This is a genomic window from Nocardia sp. NPDC002869, assembly GCF_046764065.1.
Taxonomy (GTDB): Bacteria; Actinomycetota; Actinomycetes; order Mycobacteriales; family Mycobacteriaceae; genus Nocardia; species Nocardia rhamnosiphila.
Map to the genome: position 1 here is coordinate 48,000 of NZ_JBKOOL010000008.1, position 21,345 is coordinate 69,344.

The 21,345-nt window shown below is 70.1% G+C and carries 23 protein-coding genes; 12 read left to right on the plus strand and 11 right to left on the minus strand.

The features are described from left to right. Positions 1-32: 32 nt before the first annotated feature. Both ACLML9_RS02560 and ACLML9_RS02565 read right to left on the minus strand, forming a co-directional pair. Entirely contained in the window at positions 33-695 is a 663-nt protein-coding gene (locus ACLML9_RS02560; protein ID WP_411943926.1) for a response regulator, read from the minus strand. 131 nt (positions 696-826) lie between these two features. Beyond that, positions 827-2,065 carry a sensor histidine kinase gene (locus ACLML9_RS02565; protein WP_411943927.1) on the minus strand — a complete coding sequence of 413 codons (1,239 nt, stop codon included), beginning with the start codon at positions 2,063-2,065 and terminating at the stop codon, positions 827-829. Between the two features lie 166 nt (positions 2,066-2,231). Between ACLML9_RS02565 and ACLML9_RS02570 the strand changes: the two genes are divergently transcribed. From ACLML9_RS02570 to ACLML9_RS02585, 4 genes are all read left to right on the plus strand, one after another. After that, the gene (locus ACLML9_RS02570) at positions 2,232-2,966 is read left to right on the plus strand and encodes a hypothetical protein (protein WP_411943928.1); all 735 of its coding nucleotides are present in this window, start codon (positions 2,232-2,234) and stop codon (positions 2,964-2,966) included. 835 nt (positions 2,967-3,801) lie between these two features. After that, positions 3,802-5,094, plus strand: a complete 1,293-nt coding sequence (locus ACLML9_RS02575) for an alpha/beta-hydrolase family protein (RefSeq protein ID WP_411943929.1) — start codon at positions 3,802-3,804, stop codon at positions 5,092-5,094. A gap of 129 nt (positions 5,095-5,223) precedes the next feature. Next, the gene (locus tag ACLML9_RS02580) at positions 5,224-6,156 is read left to right on the plus strand and encodes a hypothetical protein (RefSeq protein WP_411943930.1); all 933 of its coding nucleotides are present in this window, start codon (positions 5,224-5,226) and stop codon (positions 6,154-6,156) included. 41 nt (positions 6,157-6,197) lie between these two features. Continuing rightward, positions 6,198-6,641, plus strand: coding sequence for an SRPBCC family protein (locus tag ACLML9_RS02585; protein WP_411943931.1), 444 nt, complete (start codon positions 6,198-6,200; stop codon positions 6,639-6,641). An 80-nt stretch (positions 6,642-6,721) separates the two neighbouring features. Here ACLML9_RS02585 and gatA read toward each other — a convergent pair whose 3' ends face one another. Together gatA and gatC are read right to left on the minus strand one after the other, a co-directional pair. Continuing rightward, positions 6,722-8,200 carry an Asp-tRNA(Asn)/Glu-tRNA(Gln) amidotransferase subunit GatA gene (gene gatA / locus ACLML9_RS02590; RefSeq protein ID WP_411943932.1) on the minus strand — a complete coding sequence of 493 codons (1,479 nt, stop codon included), beginning with the start codon at positions 8,198-8,200 and terminating at the stop codon, positions 6,722-6,724. Beyond that, positions 8,197-8,496 carry an Asp-tRNA(Asn)/Glu-tRNA(Gln) amidotransferase subunit GatC gene (gatC, locus tag ACLML9_RS02595; protein ID WP_030521919.1) on the minus strand — a complete coding sequence of 100 codons (300 nt, stop codon included), beginning with the start codon at positions 8,494-8,496 and terminating at the stop codon, positions 8,197-8,199. The genes gatA and gatC overlap by 4 nt, the downstream gene beginning before the upstream one ends. A gap of 304 nt (positions 8,497-8,800) precedes the next feature. Between gatC and ACLML9_RS02600 the strand changes: the two genes are divergently transcribed. Continuing rightward, on the plus strand, positions 8,801-9,451 hold the full coding sequence (locus ACLML9_RS02600; RefSeq protein WP_039825984.1) for an amino acid-binding protein: 651 nt from the start codon (positions 8,801-8,803) through the stop codon (positions 9,449-9,451). A 17-nt stretch (positions 9,452-9,468) separates the two neighbouring features. On the opposite strand, the gene ACLML9_RS02605 is transcribed toward ACLML9_RS02600, so the two are convergent. After that, the gene (locus ACLML9_RS02605; protein ID WP_411943933.1) at positions 9,469-9,804 is read right to left on the minus strand and encodes a hypothetical protein; all 336 of its coding nucleotides are present in this window, start codon (positions 9,802-9,804) and stop codon (positions 9,469-9,471) included. A gap of 414 nt (positions 9,805-10,218) precedes the next feature. Here ACLML9_RS02605 and ACLML9_RS02610 point away from each other — a divergent pair, with 414 nt between their 5' ends. Beyond that, positions 10,219-10,422, plus strand: a complete 204-nt coding sequence (locus tag ACLML9_RS02610) for a hypothetical protein (protein ID WP_411943934.1) — start codon at positions 10,219-10,221, stop codon at positions 10,420-10,422. A gap of 37 nt (positions 10,423-10,459) precedes the next feature. Here the strand turns inward: ACLML9_RS02610 and ACLML9_RS02615 are convergent, their stop codons facing one another. From ACLML9_RS02615 to ACLML9_RS02635, 5 genes are all read right to left on the minus strand, one after another. Continuing rightward, on the minus strand, positions 10,460-11,707 hold the full coding sequence (locus ACLML9_RS02615; RefSeq protein ID WP_411943935.1) for an AAA family ATPase: 1,248 nt from the start codon (positions 11,705-11,707) through the stop codon (positions 10,460-10,462). 68 nt (positions 11,708-11,775) lie between these two features. Beyond that, on the minus strand, positions 11,776-13,920 hold the full coding sequence (gene ligA, locus ACLML9_RS02620) for an NAD-dependent DNA ligase LigA (protein ID WP_411943936.1): 2,145 nt from the start codon (positions 13,918-13,920) through the stop codon (positions 11,776-11,778). A 337-nt stretch (positions 13,921-14,257) separates the two neighbouring features. Further along, a complete protein-coding gene (locus tag ACLML9_RS02625; protein ID WP_411943937.1) occupies positions 14,258-15,292 on the minus strand; it encodes a methionine synthase in 1,035 nt (344 codons plus the stop codon). Then, positions 15,289-16,389, minus strand: a complete 1,101-nt coding sequence (mnmA, locus tag ACLML9_RS02630; RefSeq protein WP_411943938.1) for a tRNA 2-thiouridine(34) synthase MnmA — start codon at positions 16,387-16,389, stop codon at positions 15,289-15,291. Before mnmA ends, ACLML9_RS02625 begins: the two co-directional genes overlap by 4 nt. A gap of 3 nt (positions 16,390-16,392) precedes the next feature. Beyond that, positions 16,393-17,619, minus strand: a complete 1,227-nt coding sequence (locus ACLML9_RS02635; protein ID WP_411943939.1) for a cysteine desulfurase family protein — start codon at positions 17,617-17,619, stop codon at positions 16,393-16,395. Here ACLML9_RS02635 and ACLML9_RS02640 point away from each other — a divergent pair. Further along, complete coding sequence (locus ACLML9_RS02640; RefSeq protein WP_411943948.1) at positions 17,579-17,755, plus strand: hypothetical protein; 177 nt, start codon at positions 17,579-17,581, stop codon at positions 17,753-17,755. The genes ACLML9_RS02635 and ACLML9_RS02640 overlap by 41 nt on opposite strands. A 265-nt stretch (positions 17,756-18,020) precedes the next feature. Beyond that, positions 18,021-18,548: a CAP family protein gene (locus tag ACLML9_RS02645; RefSeq protein WP_411943940.1), complete on the plus strand. Its 528-nt coding sequence runs from the start codon at positions 18,021-18,023 to the stop codon at positions 18,546-18,548. 61 nt (positions 18,549-18,609) lie between these two features. Here ACLML9_RS02645 and ACLML9_RS02650 read toward each other — a convergent pair whose 3' ends face one another. Then, positions 18,610-18,939: a hypothetical protein gene (locus ACLML9_RS02650; RefSeq protein WP_411943941.1), complete on the minus strand. Its 330-nt coding sequence runs from the start codon at positions 18,937-18,939 to the stop codon at positions 18,610-18,612. A 22-nt stretch (positions 18,940-18,961) separates the two neighbouring features. Between ACLML9_RS02650 and ACLML9_RS02655 the strand changes: the two genes are divergently transcribed. The 4 genes from ACLML9_RS02655 to ACLML9_RS02670 all read left to right on the plus strand — a co-directional run. After that, the gene (locus tag ACLML9_RS02655) at positions 18,962-19,141 is read left to right on the plus strand and encodes a hypothetical protein (protein ID WP_411943942.1); all 180 of its coding nucleotides are present in this window, start codon (positions 18,962-18,964) and stop codon (positions 19,139-19,141) included. An 86-nt stretch (positions 19,142-19,227) separates the two neighbouring features. Then, positions 19,228-19,350, plus strand: coding sequence for a hypothetical protein (locus ACLML9_RS02660; protein ID WP_411943943.1), 123 nt, complete (start codon positions 19,228-19,230; stop codon positions 19,348-19,350). A gap of 208 nt (positions 19,351-19,558) precedes the next feature. Next, complete coding sequence (locus ACLML9_RS02665; RefSeq protein ID WP_411943944.1) at positions 19,559-20,374, plus strand: PAS and ANTAR domain-containing protein; 816 nt, start codon at positions 19,559-19,561, stop codon at positions 20,372-20,374. A gap of 725 nt (positions 20,375-21,099) precedes the next feature. Further along, positions 21,100-21,345: helix-turn-helix domain-containing protein (locus ACLML9_RS02670; RefSeq protein WP_411943945.1), on the plus strand; the 246-nt coding region annotated here is incomplete at its 3' end.

Below are 21,345 nucleotides of genomic sequence, written 5' to 3' on the forward strand. Positions count from 1 at the left end.
CAGGGCACTTCATGGAATACCTGACAGTCCGTTCAGCCGGGGGTGACCAACCCGGATTCATAGGACAGCACCACGGCTTGCGCGCGGTCGCGCAGATCCAATTTGGTGAAGACCTTGGACACATGTGTTTTGACCGTCTGCTCGGCGATGAACAGCGCCGTGGCGATTTCGGTATTCGACATACCGCGGGCGATGAGTTCGAGTATCTCCCGTTCGCGCGGGGTCAGTGAGGCCAGCGCCGGGGCGGGGGCGCGCCGGGCCGCGCGGCGGGTGGTCACTTCCGCGATGAGCCGGCGGGTGACGGTCGGCGCGAGCAGCGCCTCCCCGGCGGCGACGACCCGCACCGCCCGCACCAGTTCCTCGGCCGGGGCGTCCTTGAGCAGGAATCCACTGGCGCCGATCCCGAGGGCCTCGTACACGTAGTCGTCGATATCGAAGGTGGTGAGCATGAGCACGCGTACCGGAGGATCGAATCCGGCCCCCAGAATCGAGCGGGCCGCGTCGAGCCCGTTCATCTCCGGCATACGCACATCCATCAGCACCACATCGGGTCGCAACCGCGCCGATTCGGCGACCGCCACTTTTCCGTTGGGCGCGTCGCCGACGACACTGATATCGGGTTGGGCGGCGAGCAATGCTCCGAATCCCTGCCGCACCATGGCCTGATCGTCGGCGATCAACACGGTTATTGCCACGGGCCCAGCTTAATTCCCGGATGAAACCGGCGTGCGCCGAGTGTCCGGCGGCGAAGACCGCCGCCGCACACGGTATTGCTCTCGCCCGCGGTGCCATCCGGCGGCGCGGGACGCCACCGAAACCTCCGGGGTCAGCGCGCACCGGGCGCGGCGGCGGGCAGCGCGAACTCCGCGACGGGCGCGAGCGGCAACCGAGCGTGGACCCGGAATCCGCCGTCGGCGGCGGGTCCCGCGTCGACCCGGCCGCCGACGGCGAGCGCGCGCGCCTGCATACCCGGGATACCGTGCCCGCCCGTACCGCCGCCGGGGGCACCGCTGCCCCGGCCGTTGACCACGGTGAGGTCGATCTCGCCCGTACAGGAGATCGTCACCCGCACCGGTGCGCCGGGGGCGTGCCGACCGGTATTGGCCAGCGATTCCTGGACGATCCGATACAGCGCGGAACCGACGATATCCGGGATCGCGGCCAGGGTTCCGTCGACCGACCAGGAGAGATCCACCCCGGCACGGGCCGCACCGATGAACAGCGCTTCCAGGTCGGCGGCGGTCGGTTGCGGCGTGTGCTCGGCGAGCTGTCCGTCGCTGCGCAGTACACCGAGCAGCCCGCGGATCTCGTTCAGTGCCTCCCGGGCGGTGGCGCCGATCGATTCGAACTCGGCGCGCGCGGCGTCGTTCACACCCTCCACCCGGTAGGGCGCGGTCTGCGCCTGCACGACCACCAGCGACATATGGTGGGCCACCACATCGTGCAGGTCGCGCGCGATGCGCGCCTTCTCCTCGAGAATCGTGCGGCGCGCCCGTTCCAGATCGCTGAGTTCGGTCTGCTTGCTCAGCTCGGTCCGGGAGCGGATCAGCGACCGCACCAGCAGCGCCACGAAGACCAGCCCGCCCAGGGAGACCGGCCAGGCCCACGGGTCGGCGTCGATCCCCTCGGCCGAGAGTGCCGCGCCCAGCAGCAGCGAGGTCGCCCCCCACACCACCGCGACCAGTTGCAGCGGCGAGCGCAGGGCCACCGCGAACACCAGGAAGTACAGCGCGACGATATGCACCACCTGGACCGGGATCTCCTCCCCCGGCAGGTTCGGTACGGCCAACGCGATGAACAGCGCCGAGCCCGCCGAGACCGCCCAGCCCAGCAGCGCGTTCCTGCTCATCAGCAATACCGGCAGCGCGGCGAACGCGGCGATCAGCGGCGCGAGCGGCGCGGGCACGTCGTGAGTGAGGAACAGGGTGGGCCACGCCACCGAGAACAGTGTCACCGCCGTCAGGACCGAGGCGGCGTCGAGCCACCAGCGCAGACCCAGGCCGGCGATCAGGCCCCACAGGCCCCGCCGCCGGCGCACCGGCACCGCGATGCTCGTATCGTTCATGCCCCCGACACTAGGAACTCCGGCCCGGGCGCACCTCATACCGTGGGGTGAATTACGGCCGGTACACCGGGGCTAGCCCCGTACCGGCGTAGGTTCCGGGATCGGCGCGCAAACCCCACCCGAGCGGGACGGCCGCGACCGCCTTCCGTTCATAACGTCCTCGGCCATGGCTGTCTCGAACAATGCCGTGCGCCGCCCGGCCCGGCTGTCCCCGCAGACCGCGCGGCGCGCGGCGACCGCCGCGGCCGGCTTCGCCGCGGCGGTATCCCTGCTGTCGGCGCCCGCGGCCGATGCCGCCGGTCCCGCACCCCGGCCGGTCGCCGCGGCGGCGGTACGCGCGCTCACCACCCCGGGAACGGTCGCCGCGATACCCGCGGATTTCCGCGCGGTGGCCGGCTACGCCCCGGCGCGGGTCGACGGGATGCTGGTCGCGCCGCACGGGTCGTGTTCCTCCCCGGTACCGCTGCCGGCGGAGTTCGATACCGCCTGCAAGGCCCACGACCTCGGCTACGACCTGCTGCGGTACGCCGACCGCACCGGCGCCCCGCTCGGCCCCTGGGCCCGGCAGGAGCTGGACCGGACCCTCGCCGAACGGATGCACACCGCGTGCGCGCAGCGGCCGCAGCCGCTGCCGCGCGCCCGCTGCGCCGTGATGGCCGAGGCCGCCGAGATCGCCGTTGATCTCAATTCGATGCGGCAGGACTACGGCGTACCGGTCGTTGAGGACTTTCCCCTGGCCGGCGCCGTCACCGCGTGGCTGCCCCGGATCTGCGGCCTGCTCCTGCTCGCCACGGCCGTCCTGTTCCTGCGCCGACCGGTCGCCGCGCCGCTGCTCCCGGCGGCCGGAACCCGCCGTCCGATCCGCCCGTACCACGCCGTCGCCGGGGGTTCCCATGTCTGACACGACCACAGCCGTACCCGTCCAGAACCCGTCGCGCCCCGGGCCCCGCACCGGCCTGCCCGGCCACGCCACGGCACCCGCCCGGCCACAGCTCCACACCGATCGACCCGACGACGTCCCGACACCTGCCCGGCCACGGCCCCACACCGGCCAACCGGACGACATCCCGACACCCGGCCGGCCACGGCCCCACACCGGCCAACCGGACGACATCCCGACACCCGGCCGGCCACGGCCCCACACCGGCCAACCGGACGACATCCCGACCCCCGGCCGGTCTCGGCCCCACACCGGCCTACCCACCGACATCCCGACCCCCGGCCGGTCTCGGACTCGCACCGGCACACCCGGGAATGTCCCGTCGCTTTTTCGGTCACCAACCCGCCCCGACGCTGCCGACGACACCCCGCCACCGCCTCGCACCGGCACGCCCGGGAGCGTCCCGGCAGCGGCGGAACCTCTCTTCGGCCGACTCGACGAAGTGCCGGCGCCCGCGCAGCCCCGCCCTTCCGCCGGCCTGTCCGAAAGCGTCCCGGCACTCTCCCCGCCACGCCCCCGCACCGACCTACTACCCGACGACTTCGCGGCACCATCTGTACCCCGCACCGGCCGATCCGACGATGTCCCGGCTCGCTCGCGGCCCCGCCCTCGCACCGAACCGACCGATAACGTTCCGGCACCCGCGCTACCCCGCCCCCGCACCGATCCGGCCGATCACGTCCCGACACCGGCGCAATCCCGGTCTAGCAAGGGCCCGCTCGGATACCTCCGTACCCGGCTACCGCGGCATTGGCCACCCGTAGCGACCACACTCGCCGTCGGTGCCGGAACCGCGGTGTCCCTGGCGCCCGGCCTGCTGCCCCGGGCCGCGGCCGCGCAGGCCGTACTCACCGCGGTGACCGTGGTCGTGGCGCTGGGTATCGCGCGGCTCATCCATCTCGTGATCCGGTACACCGCGGGGCGCGCCCCGGTCGCCACACCGCGAGTCCGGCGCCTGGTCTTCGCGGCCACCGCGGCCGGCGTTCTCGGCGCGGTGGTGCACGCCGCACGCTGGCAGCACATACTCCGGTCGGCGATGGATGTGGCGCCGACCGGCCCGGGCCACTGGGTGGGGTGGGCGGTCGGCGCGACCCTGCTCGCCGTCGCGACCGTGGTGGTGGTCCGCGGGTGCGGCCGGTCGCTCCGGCGGATCGGCTGGTCGCGGGCGCTGGTGATGATGGTGGTCGCGGGGCTGCCGATGGCCCTGTGCGCGGTCCCCGCGGCGGTGGGCTGGAGCGACCGGACCTATGCCGCCGCGAATGCCACCGCCGACCCGGGCCTGGTCCGGCCGGTGGCGGTGACCCGGTCCGGGAGCGCCGCGTCGATGGTGGACTGGTCGACGCTGGGGCGCGAGGGGCAGCGGTTCGTCACCGCCGGACCGCCGGGCGCGGTCCGGGTCTATATCGGACTCCGCTCGGCGCCGGACCTGGCCGGGCGCGCCGAGCTGGCGGTCCGGGAACTGGATCGGGCCGGTGGCTTCGACCGCTCCGATCTGGTGATCGCCGTGCCCACCGGATCGGGCTGGGTGGACGCGCGGGCACTGCAGGGTTTCGATACCCGATTCGGCGGCGATGTGGCGGTGGTCGCGTTGCAGTACTCGTACGCGCCGAGCTGGGCCACCTTCGTCTTCGGCCGGGACGCGGCGACGGCCTCGGCGCGGGCGCTGGTCACCGCCGTCGAACAGCACATCGCCACGGTGCCGGATCCGCCCCGGCTGCACCTGTACGGACAGAGCCTCGGCGCGCTCGGCGGTAGCACGGTGTTCGCGGGCGCCGCCGAGCAGAATCGCCGGGTGTGTTCGGCGCTGTGGGCCGGGATGCCCGGCGGCGGTGGGCCCGCGCCCGGTGCGCGCACCGCGGTACTGGCCAATACGTCCGACCCGGTCGTGCACTGGTCATTCGACCTGCTGTGGCGGCCGCCGGACCTCACCGCCACCCGCCGCGACGCGCCCACCCCGCCCTGGCTGCCCGTGGCCGGTTTCCTACAGACCACCGCGGACCTGCTGGGCGCCCTCGGCGCGCCACCGGGACACGGCCACCGGTACGACACCGATCAGGGGACCGCGCTGCCCGGCTGCGGTCCGGCGTGACACACTCCGCTACCGTCGCGGCGCCGGGTTTGCCGGCCGGATGCGGGCTGCCACCGCGGCGGTCGTGGCTATCGGGAGCGGGACCTGCCGTGCGGGCCCATCACTCCGTAACGCTTAAGGTGTCCCACCATGGCTTCACCCCGTAACGATCACCCGCGCCGGCCCCGGCGCCGGTTCCGGCGGATCTCGCTGCCGGCGTTCACCGGTGCCGCGCTGTTCGGTCTGGTGATCACCGCCGTGCCGGCGCCGACCTCCGAGGCCGTCGGTATCGACGGTTCGGTCACGGCGCCGGCCGGGCTGGCGGTGGTGGACCTGACCTCGGGTGACGCGGTGGTGGACACCGTGGCGGCCATCCCGCGGGATTTCGCGGACCGGATCGGCTACCAGCCCGTCGTCCGGCAGGGCGTGCTCGTGGCTCCGGACGGCAGTTGTTCCTCACCGGTCGAGCTGCCACCGGAATTCGATACCGCCTGTATGGCACACGACCTCGGGTACGACCTGCTGCGGTACGCCGATCGCACCGGCGCCCCGCTGGGGCCGTGGGCCCGGCAGGCCCTGGACCGGACGTTGAGCGTCCGGCTGCACCAGGCCTGCGAAACGCATACCGAACCGGTGGTGCGCACCCGCTGTGAGACGCTGGCCGGGATCGCGGCCACCGCGGTGGAGTTGAATTCGCGCCGGCAGCACTACGGGGTCCCGGTGGTGGAGACTTTGAGCCAGGTGGCGGCCCAGGCCGCCACGGACCATCCGACCCGGCCCTGGCTGCTGCGCGCGGTCGCGCTCGGCCTGGCGACGATGGCCGCCCTGGTCTTCGGGATCCGCCGCCTGCACCGGCGGATCCGGCGCACGACGGCACCCGGTGTCCGCATCCCGGTCGGCGCCGTGCGGCCCGGCCTTGCCACCGGCCTGCCGCGGCCCGCGTTCACCCGTCTCCTGCTGCCGTATGCCCGATGGTTGCCCGGCTTCACGCCCCGGCCCACGGCCGCCCCACCCGACCCCGCGTTTCCGACCGGGGTGCAGCTGTTGCCGACCGCCACGCCGCCACTCGCCCGGACCGGCTGACCACGGTTGACCCGACTTGAAACACGTTCTAATTTGGGGACGTGCTTGTTGTGGACGATGTGGTCGAGGTGGACGCTCCTGCCGAGGTGGTGTGGTCGGTACTCACCGATTTCGACCGGTACGGCGACTGGAATCCGTTCATCAGCCGTTGCCGGGCGGAGCTGACGGTCGGTGCGCCGATCGATATGAGGGTCGAGCAGCTCGCCCCCCGGCCGATCCGGATGCGCGAATGGATCCGCAGCGTCACCGCGGGCCGGGAATTCAGCTACTCCATGAAACCGATCCCCCTCGGCGCGCTGCGCAGCAAACGCTCGCACACGCTGACCCCGCTGGCCGGTGACCGCACCCGCTACGAATCCCATTTCGAACTCGACGGCTGGCTCGCCCCACTGGTCGGCCTGCTGTTCGGGCGCGGATTCGAGAAGGGGTTCCCCGGGATGACCACCGCGGTCGAACGGGAAGCCGAGCGGCGGCACGCCCGCTGATCCGCCCAGGAACACCGAGGGCGGTGGCCCGTTCGGACCACCGCCCTCGGTGAACTCTCGCCGCTCCCGGCGGATCGGTATCAGGCGATATCGCCGCGGGCCGCCTCATAGGCCGCACCCACCCGGTACAACCGGTCGTCGGCCAGCGCCGGCGCCATGATCTGCAGACCCACCGGCATCCCGTCGTCGCCGCTCAGTCCGGACGGGACCGACATGGCCGGATGCCCGGCCAGGTTGGTGGGCAGGGTGCACAGATCGGACAGGTACATGGCCAGCGGATCGTCGACCTTCTCGCCCAGCTTCCACGGCGTGAACGGACTGGTCGGGGAGACCAGCACGTCCACCTGCTCGTAGGCCTTGTCGAAATCACGCGCGATCAGCGTGCGGACCTTGAGCGCCTGGCCGTAGTAGGCGTCGTAGTAGCCCGCCGAGAGCGCGTAGGTGCCGATCATGATCCGTCGTTTGACCTCCGGACCGAATCCGGCGGCGCGGGTCGCGGCCATGACCTGCTCGGCGCTGTGATGACCGTCGTCGGCCACCCGCAGGCCGTAGCGCATGGCATCGAACCGGGCCAGGTTGGAGGAGACCTCGCTGGGCAGGATCAGATAGTAGGACGCCAGGGCGTACTCGAAATGCGGGCAGGACACCTCGACCACTTCGGCGCCCAGATCCTTCAGCACGCCGACCGCGGCGTCGAAGGAGGCGAGCACACCGTGCTGGTAGCTGTCGGAGTGCAGTTCCTTCACCACCCCGATCTTCACCCCGCGCAGATCGCCCGACGCGCCCTTCCGGGCAGCGTCGACCACGGCCGGGACCGCGACGTCACGGGAGGTGGAATCGCGCGGATCGTGTCCGGCGATCACCTCGTGCAGCAGAGCGGTGTCCAGCACCGTCCGGCCGCACGGGCCGCCCTGGTCGAGGGAGGACGCGCAGGCGACGAGTCCGTACCGGGACACGGTGCCGTAGGTGGGCTTGGTGCCGACGGTCGCGGTGACCGCGGCCGGCTGCCGGATCGAGCCGCCGGTGTCGGTGCCGATGGCCAGCGGCGCCTGATAGGACGCCAGCGCCGCCGCCGAACCGCCGCCGGAGCCGCCGGGGATCCGGGTGGTGTCCCACGGGTTGTGGGTCGGCCCGTAGGCGGAGTTCTCGGTGGAGGAGCCCATCGCGAACTCGTCCATATTGGTCTTGCCCAGGATCGGGATCCCGGCGGCCCGCAGCCGGGTGGTCAGCGTGGCGTCGTAGGGCGCGACCCAGTTCTCGAGGATCTTCGACGCGCAGGTGGTGGGCATATCGGTCGTGGTGAACACGTCCTTGAGCGCCAGCGGCACCCCCGCCAGCGGCGAGGCGGGCACCGCACCGGCGGACAGGGCGGCGTCCACCTCGGCCGCGGCGGCGAGCGCCTGCTCTTCCGCGACGTGCAGGAAGGCGTGGTACTCCCCGTCGACCTCGGCGATCCGGTCCAGATGGGCCCGGGTCACCTCCACCGAGGAGACTTCGCCACCGTGGATGCGGCTCGCGAGGTCGGCCGCGCCGAGCCGGGTCAGTTCGCTCGCGCTCATTCGGCCTCCCCCAGGATCTGCGGAACCAGGAACCGCTGTTCCTCGGCGGCGGGTGCGCCGGACAGCGCCTGATCCGGAGTGAGACCGGGGCGGACCTCGTCGGGGCGGGTCACGTTCGTCACCGGATCCGGCGACGCGGTGGCCGGGACATCGGCGGCGGCGACCTCGGAGATGGTCCGCACATGGCTGAGGATCGAATCCAGCTGCCCGGCGAACTGGTCGAGTTCGTCCTCGGACAGGGCGAGCCTGGACAGCCGGGCGAGGTGTGCGACCTCGTCGCGGGAGATGGCGGTCACCGCGAACCCCTTTCGGCGATAGTTTGGACTGCGGATCACAAGCATCGAACAGCCTAATGGTGTGGCCGGACCGGGCTACCCGGCAGGCCGCGCGGGCCGCGGCCACCGGTCCGCGCGAGGGTTCCGCCGGAGCGGGCCGCGGGCCACGCGGAAATTCGAAAGTTACGCATTTCACACCATTCGACACCTGTGACCCTCGTTCCGGGCGCACAATTCGACTCGATAACCCCCGGCAATGGGTGTAAGGATGGGCAGACCGGGTATTCGTTGTAAGCCTCGGCCACAGAAGGAAAGGGAAACGCACGTGTCTTATCTGCTCCGCGTGCAACTTCCGGATCGTCCGGGAAGCCTCGGGTCGCTAGCCGTAGCGTTGGGAACGGTCGGCGCCGATATCCTTTCCCTGGACGTGGTGGAGCGTGGTGCCGGCTACGCGGTCGACGATCTCGTGGTCGAGATCGCCCCCAACGCCCTGCCCGACACCCTCATCACCGCCGCGGAATCGCTCGGCGATGTCCGCGTCGATTCCATCCGTCCCTACTCCGGCGTGCTCGACACCCATCGCGAGCTCGAACTGATCGACAATGTGGCCAACGCCCGCGACGATCGGCTCCAGGTGCTGGTCGACGGGGTCCCGCGAGTGCTGCGGGTCGGTTGGAGCACCGTCCTGGACATGGGGACGCACGGCGCCTACCGCGTGGTGGGCAGTCAGAGCGCGCCGCAGACCCAGGCGGCGTCGGTGCCGTGGATGCCGCTGCAGAAACCGACCGCGCTCGACGGCAACGCCGACTGGGTCCCCGAGATCTGGCGCGATATGGACACCAAACTGGCCGCCGCGCCGCTCGGACCCTCCAGCAAGGCGCTCCTGCTCGGCCGTCCCGGCGGGCCCGATTTCCGCCCCTCGGAGATCGCGCGGCTGGGCTACCTCGCCGGAATCGTCGCCACCGTCCTGGGCTGAATCCCGCCGGCGATGAACTACCGGTCGGCGCCCGGCTCGACGATGCGCCACCGATCCGGCCTACCCGGCGGATAGGCGACGGTGAGCGTGTCCCCGACCGACGGCCAATAGGCGGCATCCCACACCATGCGCCCGTAGACCACCTTCCCCGGCTCGGACGGCCCGGACAGATTCCCGGTGACCGTGACGAACTGCTCGCCCATCGCCTCGGGGCGCGGACTCACCCCCGTCAGATACAGCGAACCGATCTCCGCGTCCGCGGGCATACGCCCACCCCGCCGCCCGCGGAACACCAGCACGAGCATTCCCGCCAGTGCGGCCACCATGATCGCCAGCATCGCCAGTTCGAACACCCCACCATGCTAGGCCCCGCGGCGTCGCGCCGGCCGCCGACGCCCGGGGCGTCGCGATTCGGTGGCGCACACCACTCCCGCGGGAGGTCGCCGTGGCGGCGCCCGGGCATGTCACGGGGCCCGTTCCCGGCCCGCCCGGACGGGACGTCCTGGGCCCGCGGCTGATGAAATCCGGCTCGCCGGCCGCGCACCGGGACAGCCTGCATCGCGGCCGGGCTCCTGCCTTTCCGCACCGGTGACTTGTTCGGCCGAATGACGCTGCGACGGCGAAAATTCGGCCGCCCGGCCCGCTGACCATCACTTCTGTGAGACGGACGCGTCCGCGCATGAGTCGTGCGGGACGGGGTATTTCAGATCCACCGGACATGGAAGGAAGCGATCGTCATGCCGGAATCAACGATTCGAGCAGGTGCAATGGGTAGCCGAGTAGCAAGCCTCGTAGTACTGGTCTGGTTCGTGGCGGGCATCATCGCCGCGTGGCAACGGGGCTATTTCAACGATCCACCGGAGCAGTGCTCCCACTTCGCGACGCTGGCGGTGACCGTGGTGGCCGGTCCACTCAATTACGTCGGCCTCAACCCGAAGATGGGCTGCAACCTGCCGGAACCCAGCCAGTAGTACCGGATCCCGGTCGCCGCCCCGCGGCGGCCGGGATTCAGGACACCGTGAGAGTACTGGCACCGCCCGCGGAACGCCGGACGGTCCAGACACTGGTGCGGGTCCGCGCGGAGCGGCCGTTTCCCCGGTCCACCAGTGCCCTGTCACCGGTGGTGTACACCAGTTGCGCACCGCGCGTATTGGTTTCCGGATTCTGGAACAGCTGCACGAGCCGGTCGGTCTCCTCCACCGTCAGCCGCGCGCCGATATCGTCGACCACGAGCACTTTCCCCGCGTCGAGCGAGTCGAGCAGTATCGGTAGCAACCGCAGCAGCGCCCGGGTCGCCGAGGATTCCTCGGCCAGGGTGAAAACGGGCTCCACATCGGTGTGTACGAGCCGCAGCCCGACACCGTGCCGCCCGACCATCCGGGTATAGAGCGCATCGCGCGCATTGCGCATATTGGTCAGCTCGCGGGCCAGCTGAGTGGCGTTCACACCGCTGTCCTGTTCCAGCTGTGCGGTATAGGCCGCCGAACCGGCCGCGCGATCGATCTGTTCCCCGAGTACGGCGATATCGGCGTCGAGATCGCGCAGGTAGTCGGCGTAGCCGGAGTCGTTCTGGGCGATCAGCAGATCGGTGATACCGAGGTCCGCGGATTGCAGCAGGGTCAGTAGCCGGGCGGCGTTCTCGGTGGATCGCGACAGATGCGAACCCAGCCGCAGCTCGATCGAGGCGATATCGGCGGAACCGGCCGACACCTCGAGCATGGTCTCGAACCACCGGTAGGCCGGGACCAGCGCCTCGGCGTACATCTGCCCGGCCAGGCTCAGCAGCAGGGCGTTCGGGCGTACCAGCGGCACCAGCGCGGTGATCCCGAACCGCGCCGGCTCGAACATCGGCCCGACCCGGATCGCCTCACCCTCGCGTTCGAAAACGATCCGCTTGCGTGACCGCGGATGGCTGTAGAGCCATTCGGCGGCGACATCGGCGGCGTCCAACCGGAAACCGTAGGTGTAGGGCACGCCCTCGGCCACGAAAACGGCCTCGAAATCGCTCGGCTGCCCGGGCAGCGCGACATGGGGAGCCCGGGCCGGGCCGGCGTAGGGGTCCCAGCCGCTCACCGAGTGCAGCACCGCGTCCCGCATATGCCCCAGGGCGTCGACCAGATTTGATTTACCGGCGGCCGGGCCCCCGTGCACCGCGGTCACCGGCACCGCAACCGGCGCGGTCACGCCGCGGGTCAACCGCAATTCCTGTAGATCCGCCAGCGATTTGTGGTTGGACACCCGAAAACTGCGCAGCATCCCGCCATCCTGCCGTGTATGGACCCGGTCCCGCAGGATCGGTACCGGTCGTGTCCCGGACCGTGCCGTTACTCCGCCGATTCGGCCTCCGCCGCCGGGCCGGACCCGACCGCGTCCGGGCCGGATTCGAGCAGGACGCGGAACCCGTCCTCGTCCAGGATCGGCACCCCGAGTTCCTCGGCCTTGGCGGCCTTGGACCCGGGCGATTCCCCGATGACGACGAAGGCCGTCTTCTTCGATACCGACCCCGCGGCCTTACCCCCGCGCAGCAGGATCGCTTCCTTGGCGCCGTCGCGGGAGAATCCCTCCAGCGAGCCGGTCACCACGATGGACAGGCCCTCGAGCGTGCGGGGGATGGATTCATCGCGTTCGTCCTCCATCCGCACCCCCGCGGCCCGCCATTTGTCCACGATGGCGCGATGCCAGTCGACCGCGAACCATTCCGCGACGGCGGTGGCGATGGTCGGCCCGACGCCCGCGGCGGCCGCCAGCTCCTCCAGCGATGCCTGTTCGATCCGTTCCAGACTGCCGAATTCGGCCGCGAGCGCCCGCGCGGCGGTCGGCCCGACATGCCGGATCGACAGCGCGACCAGGACCCGCCACAGCGGCCGGTCCTTGGCGGCGGCCAGATTGCTCAGCAGCCGGTTGCCGTTCGCCGAGAGGCTGCCGTTCTTGTTCACGAACAGCGCGACATTGCGCAGACGGTCGGCGTCGAGATCGAACAGATCGCCCTCGTCGGTGATGGCGCCGGAGTTCAGCAGCGCGATCGCCGCCTCGTAACCCAACGCCTCGATATCGAAGGCGCCACGACCGGCCACATGGAACACCCGCTCCCGCAGCTGGGCGGGACAGCTCCGCTGGTTGGGGCAGCGGATATCGGCGTCGCCCTCTTTCTCGTACGCGAGTTCGGTCCCGCATTCGGGGCAGTGGGTGGGCATCACGAAAGCCCGCTCGTCGCCGGTGCGGGCGTCCACCACCGGACCCAGCACCTCCGGGATCACGTCCCCGGCCTTCCGGATGGTGACCGTATCCCCGATCAGCACCCCCTTGCGCACGACCTCGGCCGCATTGTGCAGGGTCGCCATGGAGACGGTGGAACCGGCGATCACGACGGGCTCCATCATCGCGAACGGGGTGACCCGGCCGGTCCGGCCCACGTTCACCGCGATATTGCGCAGTGTGGTGGTGGCCTCCTCGGGCGGGTACTTGTAGGCGATCGCCCAGCGCGGAGCCCGCGAGGTGGCGCCGAGCCGCCGCTGCAGCGACAGTTCGTCGACCTTCACCACCAGGCCGTCGATCTCGTGCTCGATATCGTGGCGGTGCTCGGCCCAGTAGGAGATCCGCTCGAGTACCGCATCCACCCCCTGCACCAGCCGGGTGTGCGCGGAGACCGGCAGACCCCAGGCCGCCAGCGCGCGGTAGGCCTCGTGCTGGGACCGCGGCGTGAAACCCTCGGTGCGGCCGAGCCCGTGGCAGATCATCCGCAATCGCCGCCGCGCCGTGACCGAGGGGTCCTTCTGGCGCAGCGAACCGGCCGCGGTGTTGCGCGGGTTGGCGTACGGCGGTTTGCCCTCGGCCACGATCGCCGCATTGAGCGTTTCGAAATCCTCCAGCCGGAAGTACACCTCACCGCGCACTTCCAGCAGGTCCGGGATCGGGAACTCGGTATCGGCGTTCAGTTCGCGCGGGATGTCCTCGATGGTGCGGGCATTGAGGGTGACGTCCTCGCCCGTACGCCCGTCGCCCCGGGTGGCGCCGCGCTCCAGTTTCCCGTTGCGGTACACCAGGTTCAATGCCACCCCGTCGATCTTCACCTCACACAGATAGTGCAGGTCCGGACCGGTCTCCTCCTCGACGCGGGCCGCCCAGGCGCGCATATCCGCCGCGGAGAACACATTGTCCAGCGACAACATCCGCTCGAGATGATCCACCGGGGTGAAATCGGTGGCGAAACCACCGCCCACCAGCTGCGTCGGCGAATCGGGCGTGCGCAGGTCGGGATGGCGTTCCTCCAGCGCCAGCAGCTGCTGGAACAGCGTGTCGAATTCGCCGTCGGAGATGATCGGCGCGTCCCGCACGTAGTAGCGGAACTGATGCTCGCGCACCGTATCGGCGAGCTCCTGCCAGCGCACCCGCTCTTCGCCGGCGGCCGGGGCGGGAGCGGCTGCTCCGCGGACATCGTCCTGTTCGATGGGGCCAACGGTGTCACTCACATCTCGCAGGGTAGTCCAGCCCACCGACACCCCCGAGCACTGTTACCGCACGTCGCCCGGTATTCCCGGCACACCGGGGCCCGCTATGGCCGGCAGGCCTGTGACAGCGGACCGCCGGTCGGCAGCCCTACCCGAAGTGTTCGCTCCCCGATCACCCGCGCACCGGTAACCAGTCGCGGTTTCATCGCCCGCGCACCGCCGGCAAGTCGCGGTTTCGTCGCTCGTTTCGCCGCGGCGGGGCCGGTCCGGGTGACGGGATACCTGCCGCGATGTGGCAGCGGCCGCGAACGGAGCCGTCGGAACCACCCGGCGACGAGCGCTCGACGCCCGATCGGCATCACCCGGCGACGAGAGACTCCGGGTCCTGCGCGAAGGCCTTCGCGGTGTCGACGGTCAGGCGCAGCGCGTCCCGGGCCCAGCTCAGCGGTGCCGCCGCGAGACCACAGGCGGGACTCACCATCACCCGCCGCGCCAGGCCGGCGCGCGGGAAACCGAGCCGATCGACCAGCCGGGCGCCCGGTTCGGCGATCTCGCGCCAGGTCACCGCGGCCGCGGGGCGCGTGGTGGGCACCAGCCCGAGAACCAGGTGTTTGCCCCCGTCCAGCGCCTCCCCCAGTGCGTCCAGACGGGCGGTACCCGATACCGCGGCCAGATCGAACCCCAGCGCGGCCGCGGACGTCTGCCCCAGGAAGGCCAGTGGCGGCGGGCTCGCGCAACTGTGCACCATCGTGGGTACGCCCTGGGGCGCCAGCACCGTTTCCAGGATCGCCAGTGCTTCCGGCTCCGGTACGGCCGCAACCGTGTTCAGCACACTCGCCCCACGCAGCGAGCCGGCCAGTACGGCGCCCAGCGACGGTTCGTCCAGCTGCAGCACCACCTCGGCCTCGAGCCGCGACCCGACCTCGGCGATATGCGCGGCCAAGCCCTCGGCCAGCGATTCGGCCAGATCGCGTACCGCGCCCCGATCGGTCAGTACCCGGTGCCCACCGGCCAGTTCCACCTGCGCGGCGAGGGTCAGCGGCCCGGCGGCCTGCACCTTCACCGGGCGGCCGGATCCGCGCAGCCCGGCGTTCTCCCAGGCTTCCTGGAGCGCGTCCAGATCGGTCCGCAGCAGATCACTCGCACGCCGCGAGACCGAACCCGGCCGGGCGGCCAGGCGGTAGCCGCGCGGGGTGGTGTCGAACCGCATATCCACGAGCAGCGCCGAAGCCCGCCCGACCATATCGGCGCCCACGCCGCGGGCCGGTAGTTCCACCAGATGCGGCAGACCGGTCAGCTCGCCGACGATCACCGTCGCGACTTCCCGGGGATCGGTGCCCGGCCACGACCCCACCCCCGTAGCGATCCCGGCCGGGAGACCGGACAGGTTCATCGTGGTACGCCCGCCGGCGCGGTACGCGCGGTCGCGGTGATGGTGCCGCTGCCGAGCACCGTGTCGCCCGCGCTGTCGGGCCGGTACAGCACCACGGCCTGCCCCCGCGCAACCCCGCTGAGCGGTTCGCGCAGCCGCACCGCGAGACCGTCGCCGACCGCCTCGGCCGTCGCGGGCGCGGTGCCGCCGTGCGCGCGGACCTGCACCACGCAGTCGAACGGTTCGGTGGGTGCCGCGCCGCCGGTCCAGATGGCCCGGTCGGCCTCGATGGACCACACCAGCAGATCGTCGGCCGAGCCGACACGCACGGTGCCCGAGTCGGGATCGATATCGGTGACGTAGCGCGGTTTGCCGTCGGGGCCCGGCCCGGGCAGACCCAGACCCTTGCGCTGGCCGATGGTGAATCCGTGCACGCCCTCGTGCCGGCCCAGCTCCGCGCCGCCCGAGTCGACGATGGCGCCGGGGCGGATCCCGATCTTCGCGCCCAGGAACGCCCGGGTGTCCCCGGACGGGATGAAGCAGATGTCGTGGCTGTCCGGCTTGTTCGCGACCGCGAGGCCCCGTTCGGCCGCCTCGGCACGGATCTGCGGCTTGGGCGTATCCCCCACCGGGAACATGGCCCGCGACAGCTGCTCGGCGGTCAGCACCGCGAGAACATAGGACTGGTCCTTGTCCGCATCGACCGCCCGGCGCAGCACACCGTCGGCGAGCCGGGCGTAGTGGCCGGTGACCACCGCGTCGAAACCGAGCGCCACGGCCCGATCGGCGAGCGCCGAGAACTTGATCTTCTCGTTGCAGCGCAGGCAGGGGTTGGGTGTCTCCCCCGCCGCGTAGGACTCGACGAAGTCGTCGATCACGTCTTCTTTGAAACGGTCCGCGAAATCCCAGACGTAGAAGGGGATGCCGAGCACATCGGCGGCCCGGCGGGCGTCGCCCGCGTCCTCCTTCGAACAGCAGCCGCGCGATCCGGTGCGCAACGTACCGGGCGCACTCGACAGCGCCAGATGCACTCCGACCACCTCGTGCCCGGCGTCGACGGCCCGTGCCGCCGCCACCGCGGAATCGACTCCACCACTCATCGCGGCGAGCACTCGCATACGCTACGCACCTCCTCTCGCACCGGCCAGACCCGCGGCCCTGGCTCGTTCCACCACCTGCGGCAGCACTTCCAGTACTGCTTCTATATCGGACCGCTGCGAGGTGTGTCCAAGGGAAAACCGCAGCGACCCCCGCGCTTCACGGGCCCCGACACCCATCGCGACCAGTACATGACTGGGCGAGGCCACCCCGGCCGTGCACGCCGAACCGGTCGAACATTCGATTCCCGCGGCATCCAGCAGCATCAGCAGCGAATCACCCTCGCAGCCGGGGAAGGTGAAGTGCGCGTTACCGGGCAGCCGCCGGTCGTCGTCGGGTCCGTTGAGTATCGCGTCCGGGACGGCCTGCCGCACGCCCGCGATCAGGTCGTCGCGCAGGCCGGACAGTTCCGCGGACCGGGCCGGCATCTCGGCCACGGTCTGCCGCAGGGCCGCGGCCAGCCCGGCCACCGCCGCGACATCCGAGGTCCCCGAGCGCAGGTCCCGTTCGTGGCCACCGCCGTGCAGCAGCGGCGCACAACCCACCTGGCGGCCGAGCAGCAGGACGCCGACGCCGTGCGGCCCGCCCAGTTTGTGCCCGGCGAAACTCGCGGCGGCGAGCCCGGCGGCACCGAAATCGATCGGCAACTGCGCGGCGGCCTGGACCGCGTCGCTGTGCATCGGTACTCCGGCGTCCCGCGCGATCTCGGCCAGCTCCCGGATCGGCTGGATCGCCCCGACCTCGTTGTTGGCCCACATCACGGTGACCAGCGCGATCTCGCCGGGATGCGCGGCCAGTTCGGTGCGCAGCGTCTCCGGGGAGACGATTCCCTCGGCGTCCACCGGCAACCAGGTGACCCGGGCGCCCTCGTGCCGCTCCAGCCATTCCACGGCGTCGAGCACCGCGTGGTGCTCGACGGAGGCGGCCAGGATCCGGTTACAGCGCGGGTCCGCCGCCCGCCGGGCCCAGTAAATCCCTTTGACCGCGAGATTGTCGCTCTCGGTTCCGCCGGAACAGAGGATGACCTCGGAGGGGCGGGCGCCGAGATCCGCGGCGATCGATTCGCGCGACTCCTCCAGCCGCCGCCGGGCCGCCCGGCCCGAGCCGTGCAGCGAGGACGCGTTCCCGACTTGCGCGAAGGCAGCCGTCATCGCCTCAACCGCGGCGGGCAGCATCGGTGTGGTCGCCGCATGATCGAGGTAGACCGTCGTGGGCACACCGCTGACAGCACCCGGGAAAGCCGACTTCATGACCGACAAAGCCTATCCCACCGTTGACCTGCACATCCGTGGGGTCTACCCCCGCTTTCTACGATTTTTCTACGATATCCACGCGATTCACAACCATGCAGGCACCACCGTCATTCCCGATCCACGCGCCCAGTAGGGGACTCGGCGTCGGGCAAACCGACCGCCGGTGGACCGGGACAGATGGTCCCCGGCCCGGGCCGGGGAGCGCCCCGTTGGAGCCAGTCGGCCGAGTTCCTTCATCCGGCTGGGAAGCAGGACAGTGGTGCCCGTTCGGGGGATTCGAGGAGCAGCGCAGCGAGCCCGAGTATGCTCACCAGGTCCCGAAACGCTCACGGCTCGTGGGGGTTCCGAGGACCGTGTGGTTCGTTTCTGTTGTGTCCTGCTCTGCTTCGGAGGTCGTCGTGCGTGTCCGTCGATTGGTATCGGTTATTGCCGCGGTGATGCTCGCCGCGCTCGTCACCGGCGGGGGCCCTGCCGCCGGACAGAGCGATTACGCGCAGACCGGGCTCACCCTGCACAACCAGTACCGGGCCAAGCACGGCTCCCCGGCCATGACCTTGACCCAGAACCTGAACACCCAGGCCCAGAAATGCGCGCAGTACTACGCCGCCAAGAAAACGATCGATCACACCTGCCCCTACAAGAACGGGGCCGGGGAGAACCTCGTCGGGGGAGCGGGCAGCTGGGACGGTGTCACCTTTGTCGAGCTGGGCACGAAGGTGTGGTACGACGAGGTCAAGAACTACGACTTCAACCGCCCCGGGTTCGGTGCGACGACGGGTCATTTCACGCAGTTGGTGTGGAAGGCCAGCACCCGACTCGGTATCGGGTACGCCTCGGTGGGCGGCTACACCGCCGCCGTCGCTCTCTACAACCCGGCAGGCAACGTAGAGGGTCAGTTCCCCCAGAACGTGGCACGCCCGCGCTGAGTCGGGCCTGTCCACGGCATCCCCCGGCCGTAGCGTGCTCATACTGTTCTGACCTGGCCGGTCAGGGCTGCGGGGTCTCGTTCCTTGTCAGCGCGTGGGCGGGGCACCATTGGCGGGTTCCGACATAGCCGCCGCCGCGGTTGCCGGTCGGGATGGCGAGATGTACGTATCCGATCCAGCCGCCGGTCACGGATCTGGCCCAGGCATAGAGCAGGCCGGGCACGGTGGCGGTGGTGTCCAGGCCGGCAGTCTTGGTGCGCATCGAGATGGTGTCGCGACGGTAGCCCGGTTCGGCGGCGAGGACGACGGTCAGGTCCACCAGGACCGGGGTCGGTGGGTCCAGGACACGCCGCAGGGGAGCGGAGAACTCGTCGTTCCAGGATTCGAACATACTTGCGAGTAAACTCCTGTTCATGATCGAAATCGGCGACCAGGTCCGCATCGGTGAGTCCGGTGCGTCGATCTTCGTGGTGCGCGAGGTCGATCCCGACGAGGGCCGGGCGGTGATCGAGTCGGTAGACGACTCCGCTGCCGGTAGATACCCCTTCTCCATGCCGCTGGGAGCCTTGTCGAAGGTGGACACCAGCGACTGACACCACCCGGCCCGATCCACGGGGCCGGTGGGTGTCGGAGTGGCGTGCGATCCTCACGGCGTAGCCGACCTGGCCGGAGGAGAAAGATGGCCGACACCGACGAACGGCCCGCCGTGAAGCTGGTGGCTCTTTGCCGCCGCCGCAAAGGGGTGGCTTCTCTCACCGCGCTCGATCGCCGAGGGGATCGGGCCGACCTGTGCGATCCGTGAACGTGCCGAACAGCGTGCGGCCGCAGTGCCTGGGCCAACACCGATCCATGTCGACTGCACTGGTGGGGAATGGATTCGAGGATGACGACCCGGGCTGTAGGCCGAGAGCAGTCGCCTGTTTCCGGCCGACGATAGGCCGAAGGGAGCTGACTGGTTAACCCCCTCCGGCCCCAGCGAACTAGCCGTTCATGAATCGGATAAACACTCGATGGCCGCCGCCATCGCGGATGGGGTCCCGGGAAGCAAGAAGCCCGCGCCGTGGCGGGCTTGCGGGCCTTGCCCAGGTCGCGCGATCGGCCGCTCGGGGCACTGGCAATACTGGGGTCGTGATCGAGAAGACTCTATGACCGACCAGCCGAACCCCAGCCCTGCACCGCAGCGTGTGGGGGGTTTCTGGTTCTATGCCGACGGGCAGCGCTGGGAGTGGTCCGACGAAGTCGCTGCCTTGCACGGCTACAGCCCCGGCGAAGTCGAACTGACCGTCGAGCTTCTGCTGAAACATAAACACCCCGATGATCGGGATCAGGTCGCCGACGTGCTGTCGGCGGTCGTGGAGGCCGGGCGGCCCTACTGTTCCCGGCACCGCATCCTCGATGCCGGCGGCGCCGAGCACCATATTCTGGTGGTGAGCGATCAGATGCGCGACGGGTCCGGCGCCTCGATCGGCACCATGGGCTTCTACATCGATGTCTCCGACACTGCGGCCAGCATCCGCACCCAGGTGATCGACGAGGCGATGCCCGAGATCGTGGAAGCACGGTCGGTGATCGAACAAGCCAAGGGCGCGGTGATGGCGATGTATGCGATCACGGCCGAGAAAGCATTCGATGTACTGGTGTGGCGGTCGCAGGAAACCAACACCAAGGTGCGGGTCCTGGCCGAGAAGCTCGTCGATGGCCTCACCGAGTTCGGTGGCGTGGCGGTGCAGACCCGCACCCGCTTCGACCACCTGCTCCTCACCGCTCACGAACTCCCCGCCCGCACTGCGGACAAGGACGTCGACCAGGCCAAACGCTCGTCATGACCTGGCTCTCGGCCTCAGGGTGAGTTCCTGGTTCTATCCGTGAAGCACGACACCGTTGTTCGGTGAATCTCGACACCGCCTCTGCGTCAGAAATCTTGGTCTCCGCGAATTGTGACGCCACCTGGCGGGTTCCGGCGGCAGGAGCAGTCTGCGATCAGTCCTCAACGGCCCGTTTTCGGCGGCTCCAGTTGGAACCAGGGGTTGCGCACACTGACATTCTGGTGGGACTCCCATGACATCGGTGCCCCGTTGGCGTGCAGGCGCGAGGGTCTATGCCGAATGGCGCTGGTGGGGAGTGGGCCAATGACTCGGCGGAGTGGCCCGACGGGAGATCTTCGGGCGGTGAATCGAATCCAGAAACTCTGCAGTGGCAGCAGTAGACATTTGCGATGGTGTGGGGTAGTTTCTGTGTCGTTGGAAGTGAAGGAAGTGTCCATACGGCACGGGAGATGATGAACTGCCCGTGAAGTAAGACCGGCAGGCGCGGCCACGGGACCAGCATGTATAACGGTCCTACCGCCCGCCGGGAAGCAAGTGAAGTTGCACGGAAAGAAGATGAAGTAACACCGTGAGGAGAAGGGAGGCGTTGCCCGTCGGGTCACCCACGAAGATCTGTGGTTGGGGTGATCGCCGACGTTTCGGTTACATGTCGGAAGACGAAGTAATTCCCCCTTTCAGTGCCCCGGCGCCAGCGGCGCCGGGGCACTTCGGCGTCTGGAGACCCCCTGATTCCTGAACCCACGACCGCGAACGAGAAGTTCGACGATGACGACTACCCCGCCTACACCATGGGCCGGGCCGCGGACATGCTCGGCACCACCCAAGCATTCCTGCGCACCCTGGACGAGGCGAACCTGATCACCCCGCAACGCTCCGCCGGCGGGCACCGCCGCTACTCCCGCTACCAACTGCGCATCGCCGCCCGCGCCCGCGAACTCATCGACCACGGCACCCCCCTGGAAGCGGCATGC